Annotated in this window: 15 protein-coding genes and 1 pseudogene; 8 read left to right on the top strand and 8 right to left on the bottom strand. The window is 58.2% G+C overall.

The genetic code is table 11. The annotated features are described in order from the left end of the window. Window positions 1-153 precede the first annotated feature (153 nt). The 6 genes from QRN38_RS24925 to QRN38_RS24900 are packed head-to-tail and all read left to right on the top strand — an operon-like array spanning window position 154 to window position 5,981. Window positions 154-1,590, top strand: a complete 1,437-nt coding sequence (locus tag QRN38_RS24925) for an extracellular solute-binding protein (RefSeq protein ID WP_057417499.1) — start codon at window positions 154-156, stop codon at window positions 1,588-1,590. Then, window positions 1,587-2,480 carry a carbohydrate ABC transporter permease gene (locus tag QRN38_RS24920; protein ID WP_005768962.1) on the top strand — a complete coding sequence of 298 codons (894 nt, stop codon included), beginning with the start codon at window positions 1,587-1,589 and terminating at the stop codon, window positions 2,478-2,480. The genes QRN38_RS24925 and QRN38_RS24920 overlap by 4 nt, the downstream gene beginning before the upstream one ends. Then, window positions 2,477-3,370 (top strand): ABC transporter permease subunit, encoded by an 894-nt coding sequence (locus QRN38_RS24915; RefSeq protein ID WP_005768960.1) that lies wholly within the window; start codon window positions 2,477-2,479, stop codon window positions 3,368-3,370. Before QRN38_RS24920 ends, QRN38_RS24915 begins: the two co-directional genes overlap by 4 nt. Further along, window positions 3,367-4,473 (top strand): ABC transporter ATP-binding protein, encoded by a 1,107-nt coding sequence (locus QRN38_RS24910; protein WP_057417498.1) that lies wholly within the window; start codon window positions 3,367-3,369, stop codon window positions 4,471-4,473. The genes QRN38_RS24915 and QRN38_RS24910 overlap by 4 nt, the downstream gene beginning before the upstream one ends. Before the next feature lie 6 nt (window positions 4,474-4,479). Further along, a complete protein-coding gene (locus QRN38_RS24905) occupies window positions 4,480-5,241 on the top strand; it encodes a glycerophosphoryl diester phosphodiesterase (RefSeq protein WP_057417497.1) in 762 nt (253 codons plus the stop codon). Beyond that, window positions 5,238-5,981: an inositol monophosphatase family protein gene (locus QRN38_RS24900; protein WP_005614319.1), complete on the top strand. Its 744-nt coding sequence runs from the start codon at window positions 5,238-5,240 to the stop codon at window positions 5,979-5,981. Before QRN38_RS24905 ends, QRN38_RS24900 begins: the two co-directional genes overlap by 4 nt. Window positions 5,982-6,099: 118 nt before the next feature. Here QRN38_RS24900 and QRN38_RS24895 read toward each other — a convergent pair. Next, window positions 6,100-6,774: pseudogene (locus tag QRN38_RS24895) on the bottom strand (hypothetical protein); the annotation flags it as partial. A gap of 268 nt (window positions 6,775-7,042) precedes the next feature. Here QRN38_RS24895 and QRN38_RS24890 point away from each other — a divergent pair. After that, the gene (locus QRN38_RS24890; RefSeq protein ID WP_010205374.1) at window positions 7,043-7,342 is read left to right on the top strand and encodes a hypothetical protein; all 300 of its coding nucleotides are present in this window, start codon (window positions 7,043-7,045) and stop codon (window positions 7,340-7,342) included. Between the two features lie 216 nt (window positions 7,343-7,558). On the opposite strand, the gene QRN38_RS24885 is transcribed toward QRN38_RS24890, so the two are convergent. Both QRN38_RS24885 and QRN38_RS24880 read right to left on the bottom strand, forming a co-directional pair. After that, on the bottom strand, window positions 7,559-8,128 hold the full coding sequence (locus QRN38_RS24885) for a single-stranded DNA-binding protein (RefSeq protein WP_003426596.1): 570 nt from the start codon (window positions 8,126-8,128) through the stop codon (window positions 7,559-7,561). A gap of 9 nt (window positions 8,129-8,137) precedes the next feature. Beyond that, window positions 8,138-9,532 (bottom strand): MFS transporter, encoded by a 1,395-nt coding sequence (locus QRN38_RS24880; protein WP_005768949.1) that lies wholly within the window; start codon window positions 9,530-9,532, stop codon window positions 8,138-8,140. Between the two features lie 129 nt (window positions 9,533-9,661). On the opposite strand from QRN38_RS24880, the gene uvrA reads away from it, so the two are divergent. Beyond that, window positions 9,662-12,496 (top strand): excinuclease ABC subunit UvrA, encoded by a 2,835-nt coding sequence (gene uvrA / locus QRN38_RS24875; RefSeq protein WP_005614297.1) that lies wholly within the window; start codon window positions 9,662-9,664, stop codon window positions 12,494-12,496. A 93-nt stretch (window positions 12,497-12,589) separates the two neighbouring features. Here uvrA and bfr read toward each other — a convergent pair whose 3' ends face one another. From bfr to rpsK, 5 genes are all read right to left on the bottom strand, one after another. After that, a complete protein-coding gene (bfr, locus tag QRN38_RS24870) occupies window positions 12,590-13,054 on the bottom strand; it encodes a bacterioferritin (RefSeq protein WP_005614296.1) in 465 nt (154 codons plus the stop codon). 262 nt (window positions 13,055-13,316) lie between these two features. Further along, window positions 13,317-13,703 (bottom strand): 50S ribosomal protein L17, encoded by a 387-nt coding sequence (gene rplQ, locus QRN38_RS24865; RefSeq protein WP_004397026.1) that lies wholly within the window; start codon window positions 13,701-13,703, stop codon window positions 13,317-13,319. A gap of 41 nt (window positions 13,704-13,744) precedes the next feature. Beyond that, window positions 13,745-14,746, bottom strand: a complete 1,002-nt coding sequence (locus QRN38_RS24860; RefSeq protein WP_002555464.1) for a DNA-directed RNA polymerase subunit alpha — start codon at window positions 14,744-14,746, stop codon at window positions 13,745-13,747. A gap of 22 nt (window positions 14,747-14,768) precedes the next feature. Beyond that, the gene (gene rpsD / locus QRN38_RS24855) at window positions 14,769-15,389 is read right to left on the bottom strand and encodes a 30S ribosomal protein S4 (RefSeq protein WP_002555465.1); all 621 of its coding nucleotides are present in this window, start codon (window positions 15,387-15,389) and stop codon (window positions 14,769-14,771) included. Window positions 15,390-15,407: 18 nt separating this feature from the next. Continuing rightward, window positions 15,408-15,797: a 30S ribosomal protein S11 gene (gene rpsK, locus QRN38_RS24850; protein WP_002555466.1), complete on the bottom strand. Its 390-nt coding sequence runs from the start codon at window positions 15,795-15,797 to the stop codon at window positions 15,408-15,410. Between the last annotated feature and the right edge of the window lie 29 nt (window positions 15,798-15,826).

Raw genomic sequence — 15,826 nt, 5'->3', positions numbered from 1 at the left:
TCAAAGGAGGATTAAAACAGTCGGCGTGTGGAGCAGTGTATCGCTCGTCGCCAATTGCACACTTCAATCATGAAAATTTAATAAAAATCGAGCAGGTCACAAATACTACACACAAGCTGTATTAAATGGCAGTCAGTTCTTGTGAGTGCTCCCATGCCTTCCATCAGTAGAATTTTTTCCGTACTGGCACTGCTGCCGCTTGCCACTCAGGCGCTCGCCGCACCCGCTGAGTTCTGGTACAGCCACAGCGGTGCGGCGGCGAGCGCCATCGCAGACGTGTGCAGAAGCTTCAATGCGCAACGTGAGGAAGGCGATCGCCTGCACTGCATTCGCCAAGGCACTTATGAGCAGACGTTGCAGAAAACCGTCGCCGCCTATCGCGCCGGCATAGGCCCGGCACTGGTCGAGATTTATGACGTCGCCACGCCGGACATGCTGCTGGGTGGCGCTACGCATGCGGTCGATACGGTGATGGCCGATCATCAACGAGCCTATTCAGATGACACGTTTCTACCCGCATTGCGGCGCTATTACTCTGATGATCACGGCACGCTAGCGGCCCAACCCTTTGCGGCCTCGACAGCGGTGTTTTACACGCACCGAAAAGCGCTGGCTGCAGCGGGTATCAGTGAACCGCCTGCCACTTGGGAAGCTTTCGATACTGCCTTGCGGGCCTTGAAGAGAAGTGGCCACACGTGTCCTGTCGTCACTGAGTTTTCCCCGTGGATCTGGCTGGAACAGACCAGTGCCGCACAAGGCACGCACGTCGCGATCCGCGCCGCAGGCACTGACCATTATCAGTTCGACAAAGGCACGCACGTGCGCCTGATGACCGACCTTGCGCGGTGGACCGCCGAAGGCCTGGTGCGGCACCAGGACTCGACCCGCAGCGGCCAGCAGGGTCTGGCGTTTGCCACCGGCGACTGCGCCATGCTGCTGGATTCAACAGGCAGCTGGAATGTCATGCACGGTGATCTGGAGTCTGATATCGAGGTGAGCGCGCTGCCGATCTACGCTCAAACCCAGCGCCGCGCCAACGTCCCCGGCGGCTCTTCGCTGTGGGTGATGCGCGGGCATTCTGTGCACGATTATCGAGTGGTTTCGGAATTTCTGGCGTTCGTACTGCAACCGGATAACCAGTTGATGTTCAGCGCACGGACGGGTTACCTGCCGGTCACTCAGGCTGCGGCTGCACGATTGCAATCCAGCACAAAGAAGCCCTCGGCGGTGGCGGTCGGGCTCGCCGCACTCAACGATATCGACGGGGAGCCCTCTGCTCCGTTGCGCTGCGGCTTTATCACGCTGATGCGCTTGATCTGGTCGCAGGAAATGGAAAATGCGCTCGCAGGCCGTCAAAGCGTTGATAACGCACTGCGCCAGACAACGATGCGCGCCAACGATCTGCTCAGCCTGTTTCAACAGATGCACCAGGCTCAGGCCAGCAACTCAGCTCTAGACACACATCCTGCGACGCTTCGCTTGCTCGCGAAGAGGCCCGTACAGCCCTCGGAAACTGGGCGCGCGGACGATCGCTTTGGCGAGCAAGCTCTCTCCGACAAGAATCTCCACTCGAGCGAGGTAACGCCATGAAGGCGGGTGCGCATTTTCCGCAACCGCGTTTGGCGCTGCTGTTCGCGCTGCCGCAGTTGCTCGCGCTCGGGCTGTTTTTCTATTGGCCTGCGCTCCAGGCACTCTGGTGGTCGTTTCATCTGGTGCCCCCCTTTGGCAGTCACGAAATCTTTGTCGGCTTGAGCAATTATTGGCGGGTACTGAAAGACCCCGGCGTGCTCGCATCGCTGGGCTCGACGCTGGTGTTCAGCCTGTCGAGCGTGATGCTTTCGATCCTTATCGCGTTGGTGCTTGCGCTGTGCCTTGAGCTGAGGTTGCGTGGCAACGCGGTGTTTCGCAACCTGCTGATCTGGCCCTACGCAGTATCGGGCGCGACCATCGGCATTGTCTTTCACGTGCTGGCCAATCCGGTGATGGGCATTTTTGCCTGGCTCAACGCGATCGCCCCCGGTACTTGGGCGCCCTACGCCATCCCCGTGCAAAGTATGCTGCTGTTGATCGCGGCGTATGCCTGGTGCCTGGTGCCGTTCAACTTTGTGATGCTGGTCGCCAGCCTGAAGTCGGTGCCGGACGATTACCTCGCCGCTGCGGCAATGGATGGAGCAGGCCCCTTGCGCCGCATGCTCGATATTCAATTGCCACTGATCGCGCCGTATCTGCTGTTCGTGTTCGTCATCGACCTGCTGGAAAGCCTGTCCAACAGTTTCGGACTGGTCGACACCCTCACTCACGGCGGGCCGGGCGATACCACCAACGTGTTGGCCTACAAGATTTACACCGACGGTTTCATGGGGCTGGACCTGGCCGGATCATCGACACTTTCCGTGCTCATGCTGTTGGCAGTCGTGGCGTTGAGCGTTGCACAGTTCAAGCTCATGTCGCGCTTCAAACGCCGTGGGGTGAAAACATGATCAGGCACAGTCGGCTGCTCGATGCAGTTGCCTACTTACTGCTGACGCTGGGTCTGGTGTTCGCGTTGGGGCCGCTGTATATGGCGGTCTGCTCGGCGACCGTCAGTAACTCGCAGCTGTTCACTTACGGCCTTGCGGTCGTGCCCGGCGACCAGTTGCTGGAGAACCTGCAGCAGGTTACCCGGCGTCTGGACTTGCTGCGTTTGCTGGGCAACAGCCTATTGGTCGCCACGCTGGTGGTGATCGGCAAACTGGCGCTCTCGGCCTTGACCGCCTTTGCGGTGGTGTACTTTCGCAGCCGTTACACGTCAGTGATTTTCTTCGCTGTACTGGGCGCGCTGTTGCTGCCGCTGGAAGTGCGCATCATCCCCACGTACGCCGTGGCAAGTGATCTTCTCGGGCCGCTGCGCACGGTATTGCGATGGCTGGGCATCCAGTGGCTGCCGGTGCCGACCATTAATCTGCTCGACAGCTACACCGGCCTCGCCCTGCCCCTGATCGCTTCGGCCACCGGTACTTTTCTGTTTCGGCAGTTCTACCAGACCCTGCCCGCCGAACTGGTCGAGGCCGCGCGAATGGATGGCGCCGGGCCGTGGCGCTTTTTCATCGACATTCTGCTGCCGCTGTCGAAGACCAACTTCGCTGCGCTGGGCACGCTGGTGTTTATCGGTGCCTGGAAAGACTACCTGTGGCCGCTGGTGGCGACCAATCGCGAGGACATGCGCACGCTGGTGCTGGGCGTCGCCAGCTTTCTGCCGACCGATGCAAGTCAAATCCCTGAATGGAACCTGCTGATGGCCGCTGCAGTGGTCAGCATGCTGCCCCCTATCCTCGTCATTGCGCTCATGCAGCGATGGTTCGTCAAAGGCCTGATCGGAGTCGGTAAATGAACGCGCTCGCCCCCATTACCTGTGCGCCGCAGATTGTCACCAAAGGGCTGCACAAAACGTATGGCACCGGGCACATCCTTCATGGCCTGGACCTGACCTTCAAGGCTGGCGAACTGAACGTCATCCTCGGCCCGTCGGGGTGTGGCAAGTCCACACTGTTGCGCATGGTCGCCGGGCTGGAGGACGTCAGCCAAGGGCAGATTCTGATGGGCGGCCGCGACGTCACACGTCTGCCGCCCAAGGAACGTGGCTGCGCGATGGTGTTTCAAAACTATGCGCTCTACCCGCACATGAGCGTGGCCGACAACATTGGCTATGCGCTCAAGCTGGCCGGTGTTTCGCGCAAACAGCGCGAGCAGCGCGTACGGGAATGCGCCAGCTCGCTGGGGCTGGAGGACCTGCTGCAACGCAAGCCCGGCGAGCTGTCCGGTGGTCAGCGCCAGCGCGTCGCCATCGGCCGGGCGTTGATTCGCAAACCGCCGGTGCTGCTGTTCGATGAGCCGCTGTGCAACCTGGACAGCGCGTTACGCCATGAAATGCGCCTGTTGATTCGCAGCCTGCACCAGCAGACCGGCGCAACCATTCTGTACGTTACCCACGATCAGACCGAAGCCATGACGCTCGCCGAGCGAGTGGTGATTCTCAACCAGGGCCGTGTCGAGCAGATCGGTACGCCCGCCAACATCTATGATCATCCCGCCAGCACATTCGTCGCCCGCTTCATCGGCACCCCGCCGATGAACCTGCTGCCCGTAACCTGTCTGGAAGACAACGTGCTGATGCTCGCAGATGAGCAACGCCTGCCCATAAAGCTCGGTATCGGCGCCATCCGGACAGGCAAATGGCTGATGGGGGTGCGACCCGAGACCTTCACGCTGGATCAGAACGGCGTGACTGCCGTGGTGGAGTCTTCGGAAAATCTCGGCAGCCACAGCCTGCTGTATTGCAAATTGGCCGGCACACGCTGCGTGGTCAGCCTCGCCGACCGGCACCACCTGACGCCCGGCACCCAGGTGCGGCTGGCGATCAATCCCACGCCCCTGCTGTTCGATATGGAGAGCGGCCAACGCCTGCTCGTTTCCTTCTCACACACCGCCAAGTGACCCGCCATGCCCAAATCTGCTCCCCTCGTCCGCTCGTCTCTGATTGCCCATCGCGGCGCCAAGGCTTACGTGCCGGAAAACACTTTGCTGGCCCTTGAGAAAGCTGCCGAGTGCGGCGCGAAGTGGGTCGAGATCGATGTGAAACTGACCCGTGACGGCCAGCCTGTGGTGATTCATGACGACATGCTCGACCGCACCACCAACGGGCGCGGCGCTGTCGTGCTTCATGATCTGAGCGCCATCCGCACGCTGGACGCCGGCGGCTGGTTCGCAGCGGAGTTCACTGGCCTGCAGATCCCGACATTTGAAGAAATAGTGGCCTGTGCGTTACGCCTCGAGCTCGGCCTGCAGGTCGAACTCAAGCCAACGATTGGCGACGACGTCGAGACGGCGGAGGTGGTCATGCCGATCCTCAAAAGCCTTTGGCCTGCCGACAATGATCAGCTATTCGTTTCCAGTTTTTCAGTGCGCTCCCTCACTGCCGCTCGCCGGTTATGGGCCGACGTACCACTGGCCATCGCCTCGGTGGTGGCGCCTGCTGACCCGGTCGCACTGCTGGCCGAATATGACTGCCGAATACTCCACGTACTTGACGACATGCTCGATGACCATCACCTTGTTCGCCTGAAAAGCAGCGGCGTCGAATTCGCCGTGGCTACCATCAACAGCCCGAAACGCGCACGCTACCTGCTTGAACACGGCGCGCAATCGATTCTCAGCGATTACCCGGACCTGTTGAACCTGCCAAACGGAGGCTGCCTGCAATGAACAACCGACTCAGCGTCGCCATGCAAGCCGTAGAAAAGGCCACTGGCCTGGCTATGGCGTATTTCAACGACCGCCACACCCTCGACATCACCACCAAAAGCGCGCAAGACCTGGTCTCCCGCGCCGACTTTGAAGTCGAACAACTGCTTCGTGCAGAACTGGGCAAACACTTCCCCGACGATGCAATCCTTGGCGAAGAATTGGGCGGTGAATTCATCACCGACGGCTGGGTCATCGACCCCATCGACGGCACCGGAAACTACCTGCGCGGCACACCGCTGTGGGGCATCGCCGTCGCTTACATGTCGGCAGGCGTGCCTGAAATAGGCGTCGTCGCCTACCCGGCCCTGGGCTACACACTGGCCGCCCGTACCGGCGATGGCTTGCTGCGCAATGGCATCCCTTTCGTGCGCCCACAACCGCCAGAACACCTGCGCATTGCCGGCATTGGTGAAAACACCCGTTGGGACGCCGAAGAGCTGGGGCGGCTACAACTGACCTTGCGCCAGCAAGGCTGGGGCCTCGCCGGCTATCGCTGCGCCACCATCGGCCTGGCCTTTGCTGCACTGGGGCAAACGGATGGGTACATGGAGAAATTCACCAGCCTGTGGGACATCGCTGCGGGTGCGGTGATTTGTCGTGAGGCGGGGTTGTTGTGTGAAATCGAGGGCGAGCAGAAGCAAGGGTCCATGACAGTGATGGTCGGGCGTGAGGAGTTGATGGGGATTTTTGCGGGGTGATCGGCTAGAACGCACATCAGTCCAGTTAACGTCTGCAGACATTCGTACAGCCAAGGCTCGATAAAGAAAAATGCTTTATCGAGCCCCTCGCTGAGCATCGAACCTAGTGAGAACCGCATCATGGGGTTTCTACAACGCCCCAGCGGTTCGCACGAAAGAACGAAGCAACATCATTGAACCTGACGCCCATTTCGCGCATCGCCTGATGCGCGTGTCTCGCGGTGATCTGTCGGACATAAAAAGGTTCGCCGACCACAAAGTGATGAATCCCGTGAGTCGAGCCGAAATTGGCGCAAAACAACTGCAACGGCCAGAACCATGGGTTATTCAAGACCTGTGTCTGAGTGATAACGTTTTTAGGGTCGACATCACCATAATAATGAATATTTGAAGTAATGAAGTGGAGACAAAAGCTTCTCAGTACATTGGGGGCAATGAGCACGACGACCAGCGTATTCATTACAGCCACCCACGCACTTAGCCCATGAGTTTCGGCATAGAACCCCGGCGCGCCATTGAAGTAATCCGCGGTATGAAACACAAGAAAAACATACCATATACTCCAGCTCAACACGGTAAGCGGAACATAAGCCCTGGCGCCCGTCAGCAGAAGCCTGACCTTGTTTTTCCACCCGGCTTCGCGCGCGATCATCACTGAGGTTGAAAGCATCAGGTCGCAGATCATGAAAAATCGCAGGACACCCCACGGCGTGCCGTTGGACAGCGTACGCTCCTCCAGATCAGCCTCAGTGCCCGAAAACTTATGGTGATTGAAATGGTGCTGGCGTGGCAGCAATGCATTCCAACGAGTCCATGTCAGCTCCTTCGCTCCATGCCAATGTAGAGCTGACGCGAAGGCTAGACCGATAGCTTTTTATCGAGAAATACTTGTTTGGACTAAAGCATTCGATAGTGTGACCACTATAAAAAACTCCGACGTCAGCGTCTTGTCCCATAGCCTTGGTTTGGCACCGTTGACGCTGATGACCAGCCGACGCCGGGAACGACCCGCTGCCCCCGCACGTCAGACCTGCATCGACTCACTTAAAAGGTACAGCGCAATGGACAAGACGATCACCATAGACCAACTGGCCACCACTGACCTCAGATCAATCAACGAGATATGGCTCGGTGGTACTCACACTGAGTTGTGCCTGTGGCGTGGCGAGCAAATCTTCACCCACGACATGCTCAGCGAGGGCACCCACGATCAGAATGTCCGGCGCCTGTGCTTGCAGCTGGTCGACCCTGACGATCAGGCGGCAGTGGCCAGCGTCGAGGTGATTGTGCGCGAGCGGTTGGAGAAGATGGGCAGCGAGGGCGAGTTTTATCCGGCTGAGAATGTGGATACGCATCAGTAAGCAGGCCGATTACGCGATCCTGTATGCTCAGGGTCAAACGGGCTTGCCATCGTTTGCGAACACGCCGCCTCCAGATAGGCTGGATTCCTGACCGGTTTACTCATCTCGAAAAAAACCCTCTGGCTTTACGACGCAGAGGGCTTGGTTTCAAACACGTAAAGCGATGATCAGGTGATGACGAATACTGACCTGATCGAGGGTTTTTACGTTTTTGGCCTAGAACGGAATATCGTCATCAAAGCTGTCAAAGTCAGCAGCAGGCTGCGGCGCTTGTTGTTGCGGCGCCGGGCGCGAATCGCGCTGTTGTGGCGGCTGCTGGTTGTAGTTCTGCTGAGGTGCGGACTGCTGCGGCGCCGATTGCTGTGGGCGCGACTGCTGTGGACGAGGTGCGGACTGGTTGTAGTTGCCGCCACCGCCCTGACCCTGTTGAGCGTCGCCCTGTGGACGGCCGCCCAGCAGTTGCATGGTGCCTTGCATGTCGACGACGATTTCAGTGGTGTAGCGCTTGATGCCGTCTTTTTCCCATTCGCGGGTCTGCAGCTTGCCTTCGATGTAGACCTGCGAACCCTTGCGCAGGTATTCGCCGGCGATTTCGGCAACCTTGCCGAACATCGAAACACGGTGCCACTCGGTCTTCTCGACCTTCTGGCCGCTCTGCTTGTCAGTCCATTGTTCGCTGGTTGCCAGACTCAGGTTGGTCACGGCGTTACCGTTAGGCAAGTAGCGAACTTCGGGATCCTGGCCGCATGTACCGACCAATATGACTTTGTTAACCCCACGGGCCATAACGTTCTCCTAGGCTTCGCACGCTTCTGATGCTGGGTTGACCAGCTTCTCGAGAGAGGCGCGATCCAATAATTTTGTGTCGAGTTTTATGTAGATGGCTGCCTCTTCGGCAACCACCACTGCATCTGTCACGCCTGCTACGGACATCAAACGCTCCGCCAGGCCTGCTTCACGCTGCGCCTGCGGCGACAACGGCAGACGTAGGCTGGTCACGTAAGGCGGTTCTCGCATGGTCACTGCGAAGGCGAGCCAGACGGCGGCCATGGCTGCACCGCCAAGGAACACCACATCAAGCCCACCGTGCTGGAACAACCAGCCGCCCAGTATCCCACCTGCGGCCGAACCAAGAAACTGGCTGGTGGAATAAACTCCCATCGCGGTGCCTTTTCCGCCCGCCGGTGAAACTTTGCTGATCAGCGACGGCAAGGACGCTTCCAGCAGGTTGAACGCAGTGAAGAATACCACTGTCCCGATGACCAGTGCCCGCAACGTATCGCCGTATGCCCAGAAGAATAGCTCAGACAGCATCAGAACAAACACGGCGCCGAGCAGAACGCGCTTCATTTGACGTTTCTTCTCGCCATAGATGATGAACGGGATCATCGCGAAGAAGGAAACCAGCAAGGCGGTCAGGTAGACCCACCAGTGCTCTTCCTTGGGCAAACCGGCTTTTTCGACCAGCGCCAGCGGCAAGGCCACGAAGCTGGACATGAGCATGGCATGCAACACGAAGATACCCAAATCCAGGCGCAGCAGGTCCGGGTGACGCAACGTCGCGCCTAATGCCTGTTTGGCGACGCCGGATTCGCGGTGCACCAGCGGACCGTTGGCCTTGGGCACCACGAACGCGACGATCAGCATGCCCAGCAACGCCATGCCTCCGGTTGCCAGAAACAACCCCGACAGCCCGAACGCGCCGGTGATGACCGGGCCAACGACCATGGCGACAGCGAACGACAGACCGATGGTCATGCCGATCATGGCCATTGCCTTGGTGCGGTGCTGTTCGCGGGTCAGGTCAGAGAGCAAGGCCATCACAGCGGCAGAGATAGCCCCCGCGCCTTGCAGGACGCGTCCGCCGATAATTCCCCAGATCGAGTCGGCATTGGCGGCCACTACGCTGCCGAGCGCGAAGATGATCAGCCCGAAATAAATAATCGGTCGCCGGCCGATCCGGTCGGAAAGAATCCCGAACGGGATTTGCAGTACGGCCTGTGTCAGGCCATACGCGCCGATCGCCAGACCAATCAGTGCAGGACTCGCGCCCGCCAGGTCCATGCCATAGGTTGCCAGAACCGGCAAAACCATGAACATGCCAAGCATGCGGAACGCGAACACCAGGGCCAGACCGCCTGCTGCGCGGGTCTCGCCGCCACTCATACGCTCGCTGTGGGTATCGTGCATGGAATAACCTCGTGTGAACCGGCGGCGATTCTACCAGTCCCATCGTTGTACAGCACATACGCGACGCTTTGCCGCGTGATGGCTCGGAGCCGTATACTCCGTCGTTTATGCCCGCCAAGCGAGGCCGCAGTGGACAAGATCCTGATACGTGGGGCACGAACCCACAACCTGAAAAATATTGACCTGACACTTCCCCGCGACAAACTGATCGTTATCACCGGGCTCTCCGGCTCAGGCAAGTCTTCGCTGGCTTTCGATACGCTGTATGCCGAAGGGCAACGCCGTTACGTCGAGTCGCTGTCTGCCTATGCACGACAGTTTCTGTCGATGATGGAGAAGCCGGACGTCGATACGATCGAAGGTCTGTCGCCGGCCATTTCCATCGAGCAGAAATCCACGTCGCACAACCCGCGTTCGACCGTGGGCACGATTACCGAGATTTACGATTACCTGCGTCTTTTATATGCGCGGGTCGGACAGCCTCGCTGCCCGGATCACGATATTCCGCTGGAAGCCCAGACCGTCAGCCAGATGGTTGACCTGGTGCTGACTCAACCCGAAGGCAGCAAACTGATGCTGCTGGCGCCGGTTATTCGCGAGCGCAAGGGTGAACACCTTTCGGTATTCGAAGAGCTGCGTGCGCAGGGTTTTGTGCGGGCGCGGGTGAACGGTCGGCTGTGTGAGCTGGATGAACTGCCGAAGCTGGACAAGCAGAAGAAGCACTCCATTGACGTGGTAGTGGACCGCTTCAAGGTTCGCGCCGACCTGCAGCAGCGTCTGGCCGAGTCTTTCGAGACGGCATTGAAGCTGGCAGACGGCATTGCGCTGGTCGCACCGATGGACGACGAGCCAGGCGAAGAAGTAATTTTCTCCGCCCGCTTCGCCTGCCCGATCTGTGGCCACGCGATCAGCGAGCTTGAACCCAAGCTGTTCTCCTTTAACAACCCGGCTGGCGCATGCCCGACCTGCGACGGTCTGGGCGTGAAGCAGTTCTTTGATATCAAGCGGCTGGTCAACGCCGAGCTGACGCTGGCTGAAGGCGCGATACGCGGCTGGGACAGGCGTAACGTCTATTACTTCCAGATGCTCGGCTCGCTGTCCAAGCACTACGGTTTCAGCCTGGAAGTGCCGTTCAAAGAAATCCCGGCCGACATGCAGAAGGTTCTGCTTAATGGCAGCGGCTCGCAGAGTGTCGACTTCCGCTATCTGAATGATCGCGGCGATATCGTCAAACGTGCGCACCCGTTCGAAGGCATCGTGCCGAATCTGGAACGTCGCTATCGGGAAACCGAATCAGCGACCGTGCGCGAGGAGCTGGCCAAGTTTCTCGGTACACAGCCCTGCCCTGACTGCCGCGGCACTCGCCTGCGTCGCGAGGCACGTCATGTGTGGGTGGGTGAAAAGACCTTGCCTGCGGTGACCAATCTGCCGATTGGCGACGCCACGCATTATTTTGAAACGCTGAAGCTGACCGGCCGACGCGGCGAAATTGCCGACAAGATTCTCAAAGAGATCCGCGAGCGTTTGCAGTTTCTGGTAAACGTCGGTCTGGACTACCTGACCCTGGATCGCAGCGCAGACACGCTGTCTGGCGGTGAAGCGCAGCGCATTCGTCTGGCCAGTCAGATCGGTGCGGGCCTGGTCGGAGTGATGTACATCCTCGATGAGCCGTCTATTGGCCTGCATCAGCGCGACAACGACCGTTTGCTGGGCACGCTCAAGCACCTGCGCGACATCGGCAACACGGTGATTGTGGTCGAGCATGACGAAGATGCGATTCGTCTCGCCGACTACGTGGTCGATATCGGCCCTGGCGCTGGCGTGCACGGCGGGCATATCGTTGCCGAAGGCACGCCGGACGAGGTGATGGCGCACCCTGACTCACTGACCGGCAAATACCTGTCGGGCCGTGTGAAGATCGCCGTACCCGCCAAGCGCACGCCCCGCAACAAGAAGCTGTCGTTGACCCTCAAGGGTGCGCGTGGCAACAACCTGCAAAACGTCAACCTCGACATTCCGATTGGCCTGCTGACCTGTGTGACGGGCGTTTCCGGTTCGGGCAAGTCGACGCTGATCAACAACACGCTGTTCCCGCTGAGTGCTACGGCGCTCAACGGCGCAACGACGCTTGAGGCTGCCGCTCACGACAGCATCAACGGCCTGCAGCATCTGGACAAGGTCGTGGACATCGATCAGAGCCCTATCGGTCGTACGCCACGCTCCAACCCGGCGACCTATACCGGGCTGTTCACGCCGATTCGCGAACTGTTTGCCGGTGTGCCGGAATCGCGCTCGCGGGGCTATGGCCCGGGACGGTTCTCGTTCAACGTCAAGGGCGGTCGTTGCGAAGCGTGTCAGGGCGATGGCTTGATCAAGGTCGAGATGCACTTTCTGCCGGACATCTATGTGCCGTGCGATGTGTGCAAGAGCAAGCGCTACAACCGTGAAACCCTTGAGATCAAATACAAGGGCAAGAATGTCCACGAAGTGCTTGAGATGACGATCGAAGAAGCACGCGAGTTCTTCGACGCCGTGCCTGCACTGGCGCGCAAGCTGCAAACCCTCATGGACGTAGGGCTTTCCTATATCAAGCTGGGTCAATCGGCGACCACCCTGTCGGGCGGTGAAGCTCAGCGCGTCAAGCTGTCGCGTGAGCTGTCCAAGCGCGACACTGGCAAGACGCTGTATATCCTCGACGAACCGACTACCGGCCTGCACTTTGCCGATATTCAACAGTTGCTGGATGTCCTGCATCGCCTGCGCGACCATGGCAACACGGTGGTGGTGATCGAGCACAACCTGGATGTCATCAAGACGGCAGACTGGTTGGTGGACCTGGGGCCGGAAGGCGGCTCAAGAGGCGGGCAGATCATTGCGACCGGCACACCTGAGCAGGTCGCCGAGATGGAGCAGTCGTATACCGGGCATTACCTCAAGCCTCTGTTGATCAGAGACAGGGCTTAACCGGCGTAATGAAAACGGGTCAGGCTTCGGTCGGGCCCGGATACAAAAAAGCTCCTGTCACATCTGTGCAGGAGCTTTTTTATGGACGCTGAATCAGAACTGCGATTGCAGGTAATTCTGCAGACCGATGGATTTGATCAGACCCATCTGCTGCTCAAGCCAGTAGGTGTGATCTTCCTCTGTATCGGCCAACTGCACGCGGAGAATTTCACGGGTCACGTAGTCGCCGTGCAGCTCACAGAGCGCGATGCCCTTGCACAGTGCGGCACGTACCTTGTATTCCAGACGCAGATCGCTGGCGAGCATCTCAGGCACCGTGGTGCCGACATCCAGATCATCCGGTCGCATGCGCGGCGTGCCTTCCAGCATCAGAATGCGGCGCATCAGAGCGTCAGCATGTTGAGCCTCTTCTTCCATCTCATGATTGATACGCTCGTAGAGCTTGGAAAAGCCCCAGTCTTCGTACATGCGCGAGTGAACGAAATATTGGTCACGAGCCGCCAATTCGCCCGTGAGCAACGTGTTGAGATAATCGATTACTTCCGGGTGGCCTTGCATCGCACCTGACTCCTGCTTCAAAGAACGTAGTTTGAACCAAGCGTCGCGCAAGGTCACTCGGAAAAGCGCAATAAACCGACGAAAAGCGGCGAAATTACGCTGTAAAGAAGCGAAAAACCGGCTAAATGAGGTCGGTTCTGTTTATCACTTCGACTCAATCCGAGAATGGCAATACGGATGATTGACACTGACATTCGGGTTTCTAAAACGCAGATAACAAAAAACCGGGCACAAGGCCCGGTCTTCTGTTCAAACTGATGTCTTATTCAGCAGCTTCTACAGAGCCACCGACAGGACGATCAACCAACTCGACGTACGCCATTGGCGCGTTGTCGCCAGTGCGGAAACCGCACTTGAGGATACGCAGATAGCCGCCCTGACGGGTTGCATAGCGTTTGCCCAGATCGTTGAACAGCTTGCCGACGATTTCTTTCGAACGAGTACGGTCGAAAGCCAGACGACGGTTAGCAACACTGTCTTCCTTGGCCAGGGTGATCAGCGGCTCGGCAACGCGGCGCAGTTCCTTGGCTTTCGGCAGGGTAGTTTTGATCAGCTCGTGCTCGAACAGCGACACCGCCATGTTTTGAAACATGGCTTTACGGTGAGAGCTGGTACGGCTCAGGTGACGTCCACTTTTACGATGACGCATGGTTCATTCCTTACCAAACTCGCGTTCGGTGATTACGACGATCAGGCCGTAGCCTTGTCGTCCTTCTTAAGACTTGCCGGCGGCCAGTTGTCGAGGCGCATGCCGAGGGACAGACCACGAGAAGCCAGAACGTCCTTGATCTCGGTCAAGGATTTCTTGCCCAGGTTCGGAGTCTTCAACAACTCTACTTCGGTGCGCTGAATCAGGTCACCGATGTAGTAGATGTTCTCCGCCTTAAGGCAGTTGGCCGAACGCACGGTCAGTTCCAAATCGTCAACCGGACGAAGCAGGATCGGATCGATCTCGTCTTCCTGTTCGATTACCACTGGTTCGCTGTCGCCTTTGAGGTCCACGAACGCAGCCAACTGCTGTTGCAGGATGGTTGCAGCGCGACGGATAGCCTCTTCCGGGTCCAGAGTACCGTTGGTTTCCAGATCAATAACCAGCTTGTCCAGGTTAGTACGCTGCTCGACACGGGCGTTTTCCACCACGTATGCGATACGGCGAACCGGGCTGAACGAAGAGTCAAGCTGCAAGCGACCAATGCTGCGGCTTTCGTCTTCATCGCTTTGACGCGAGTCTGCCGGCTCATAACCACGACCACGAGCTACGGTGAGCTTCATGTTCAAGACGCCGTTAGACGCCAGGTTAGCGATTACGTGATCGGGGTTAACGATCTCGACATCATGATCCAGCTGAATATCGGCAGCGGTAACCACCCCCGAACCCTTCTTCGACAAGGTCAGCGTAACTTCGTCTCGACCGTGCAGCTTGATAGCCAGACCTTTAAGGTTCAACAGGATTTCAATGACGTCTTCCTGTACACCTTCGATGGCGCTGTACTCATGGAGTACACCGTCAATCTCGGCCTCGACTACTGCACAGCCGGGCATGGAGGACAACAAAATGCGGCGAAGCGCGTTGCCCAGGGTATGGCCGAAACCACGCTCGAGAGGCTCGAGAGTGATTTTGGCGCGGGTTGGACTGACAACCTGCACATCAATGTGGCGGGGTGTCAGGAACTCATTTACCGAAATCTGCATGGATGCACCTATTTTCTAGCCCTTACTTGGAGTAGAGCTCGACAATCAGGCTTTCGTTGATGTCGGCGGATAGATCACTGCGAGCTGGTACGTTCTTGAAAACGCCCGATTTCTTCTCAGTGTCTACTTCTACCCATTCTACGCGGCCACGTTGGGCACACAGATCGAGAGCCTGGACAATACGCAGCTGATTCTTAGCCTTTTCGCGGATAGCAACAACGTCGCCAGCACGAACCTGATAAGAAGGAACGTTAACGGTTTTGCCGTTTACGCTAACCGACTTGTGCGAAACCAATTGACGGGATTCGGCACGCGTCGAGCCGAAGCCCATGCGGTATACAACGTTGTCCAGACGGCATTCGAGCAGTTGCAGCAGGTTCTCGCCTGTTGCACCTTTCTTGCCGGCGGCTTCTTTGTAGTAGCCGCTGAACTGACGCTCGAGAACGCCGTAGATACGACGGACTTTTTGCTTTTCACGCAGCTGGGTACCGTAATCGGACTGGCGACCGCGGCGTTGGCCGTGGATGCCTGGAGCTGCTTCGATGTTGCACTTGGATTCGATAGCGCGAACGCCGCTCTTCAAAAAGAGATCGGTGCCTTCACGACGAGCAAGTTTGCATTTTGGACCAATGTAACGAGCCATTTCTTACAGTCTCCTGGATTACACGCGGCGCTTCTTCGGCGGACGGCACCCGTTGTGCGGGATTGGCGTCACGTCGGTGATGCTGGCGATCTTATAGCCACAGCCGTTCAATGCACGGACAGCGGATTCACGACCTGGGCCTGGACCCTTGACATTGACGTCGAGGTTCTTCAGACCGTACTCCAGCGCAGCTTGGCCAGCACGTTCAGCAGCTACTTGAGCAGCGAACGGGGTGGATTTGCGCGAACCACGGAAACCCGAACCGCCGGAGGTAGCCCACGAAAGAGCGTTACCTTGACGATCGGTAATGGTGACGATTGTGTTGTTAAACGACGCGTGGATGTGGGCGATGCCATCAACCACTGTCTTTTTAACTTTTTTACGAGGACGAGCAGCAGGTTTTGCCATGACTAGATTCCTGTCGTTGCGCTGGAGCG

Origin of the sequence: Pseudomonas sp. CFBP2511, from assembly GCF_030209255.1 — a bacterium.
GTDB classification, from domain to species: Bacteria; Pseudomonadota; Gammaproteobacteria; order Pseudomonadales; family Pseudomonadaceae; genus Aquipseudomonas; species Aquipseudomonas avellanae.
The sequence above is the reverse complement of the archived record's forward strand: the minus strand, read 5'-3'. Positions and strand labels throughout refer to the sequence as shown.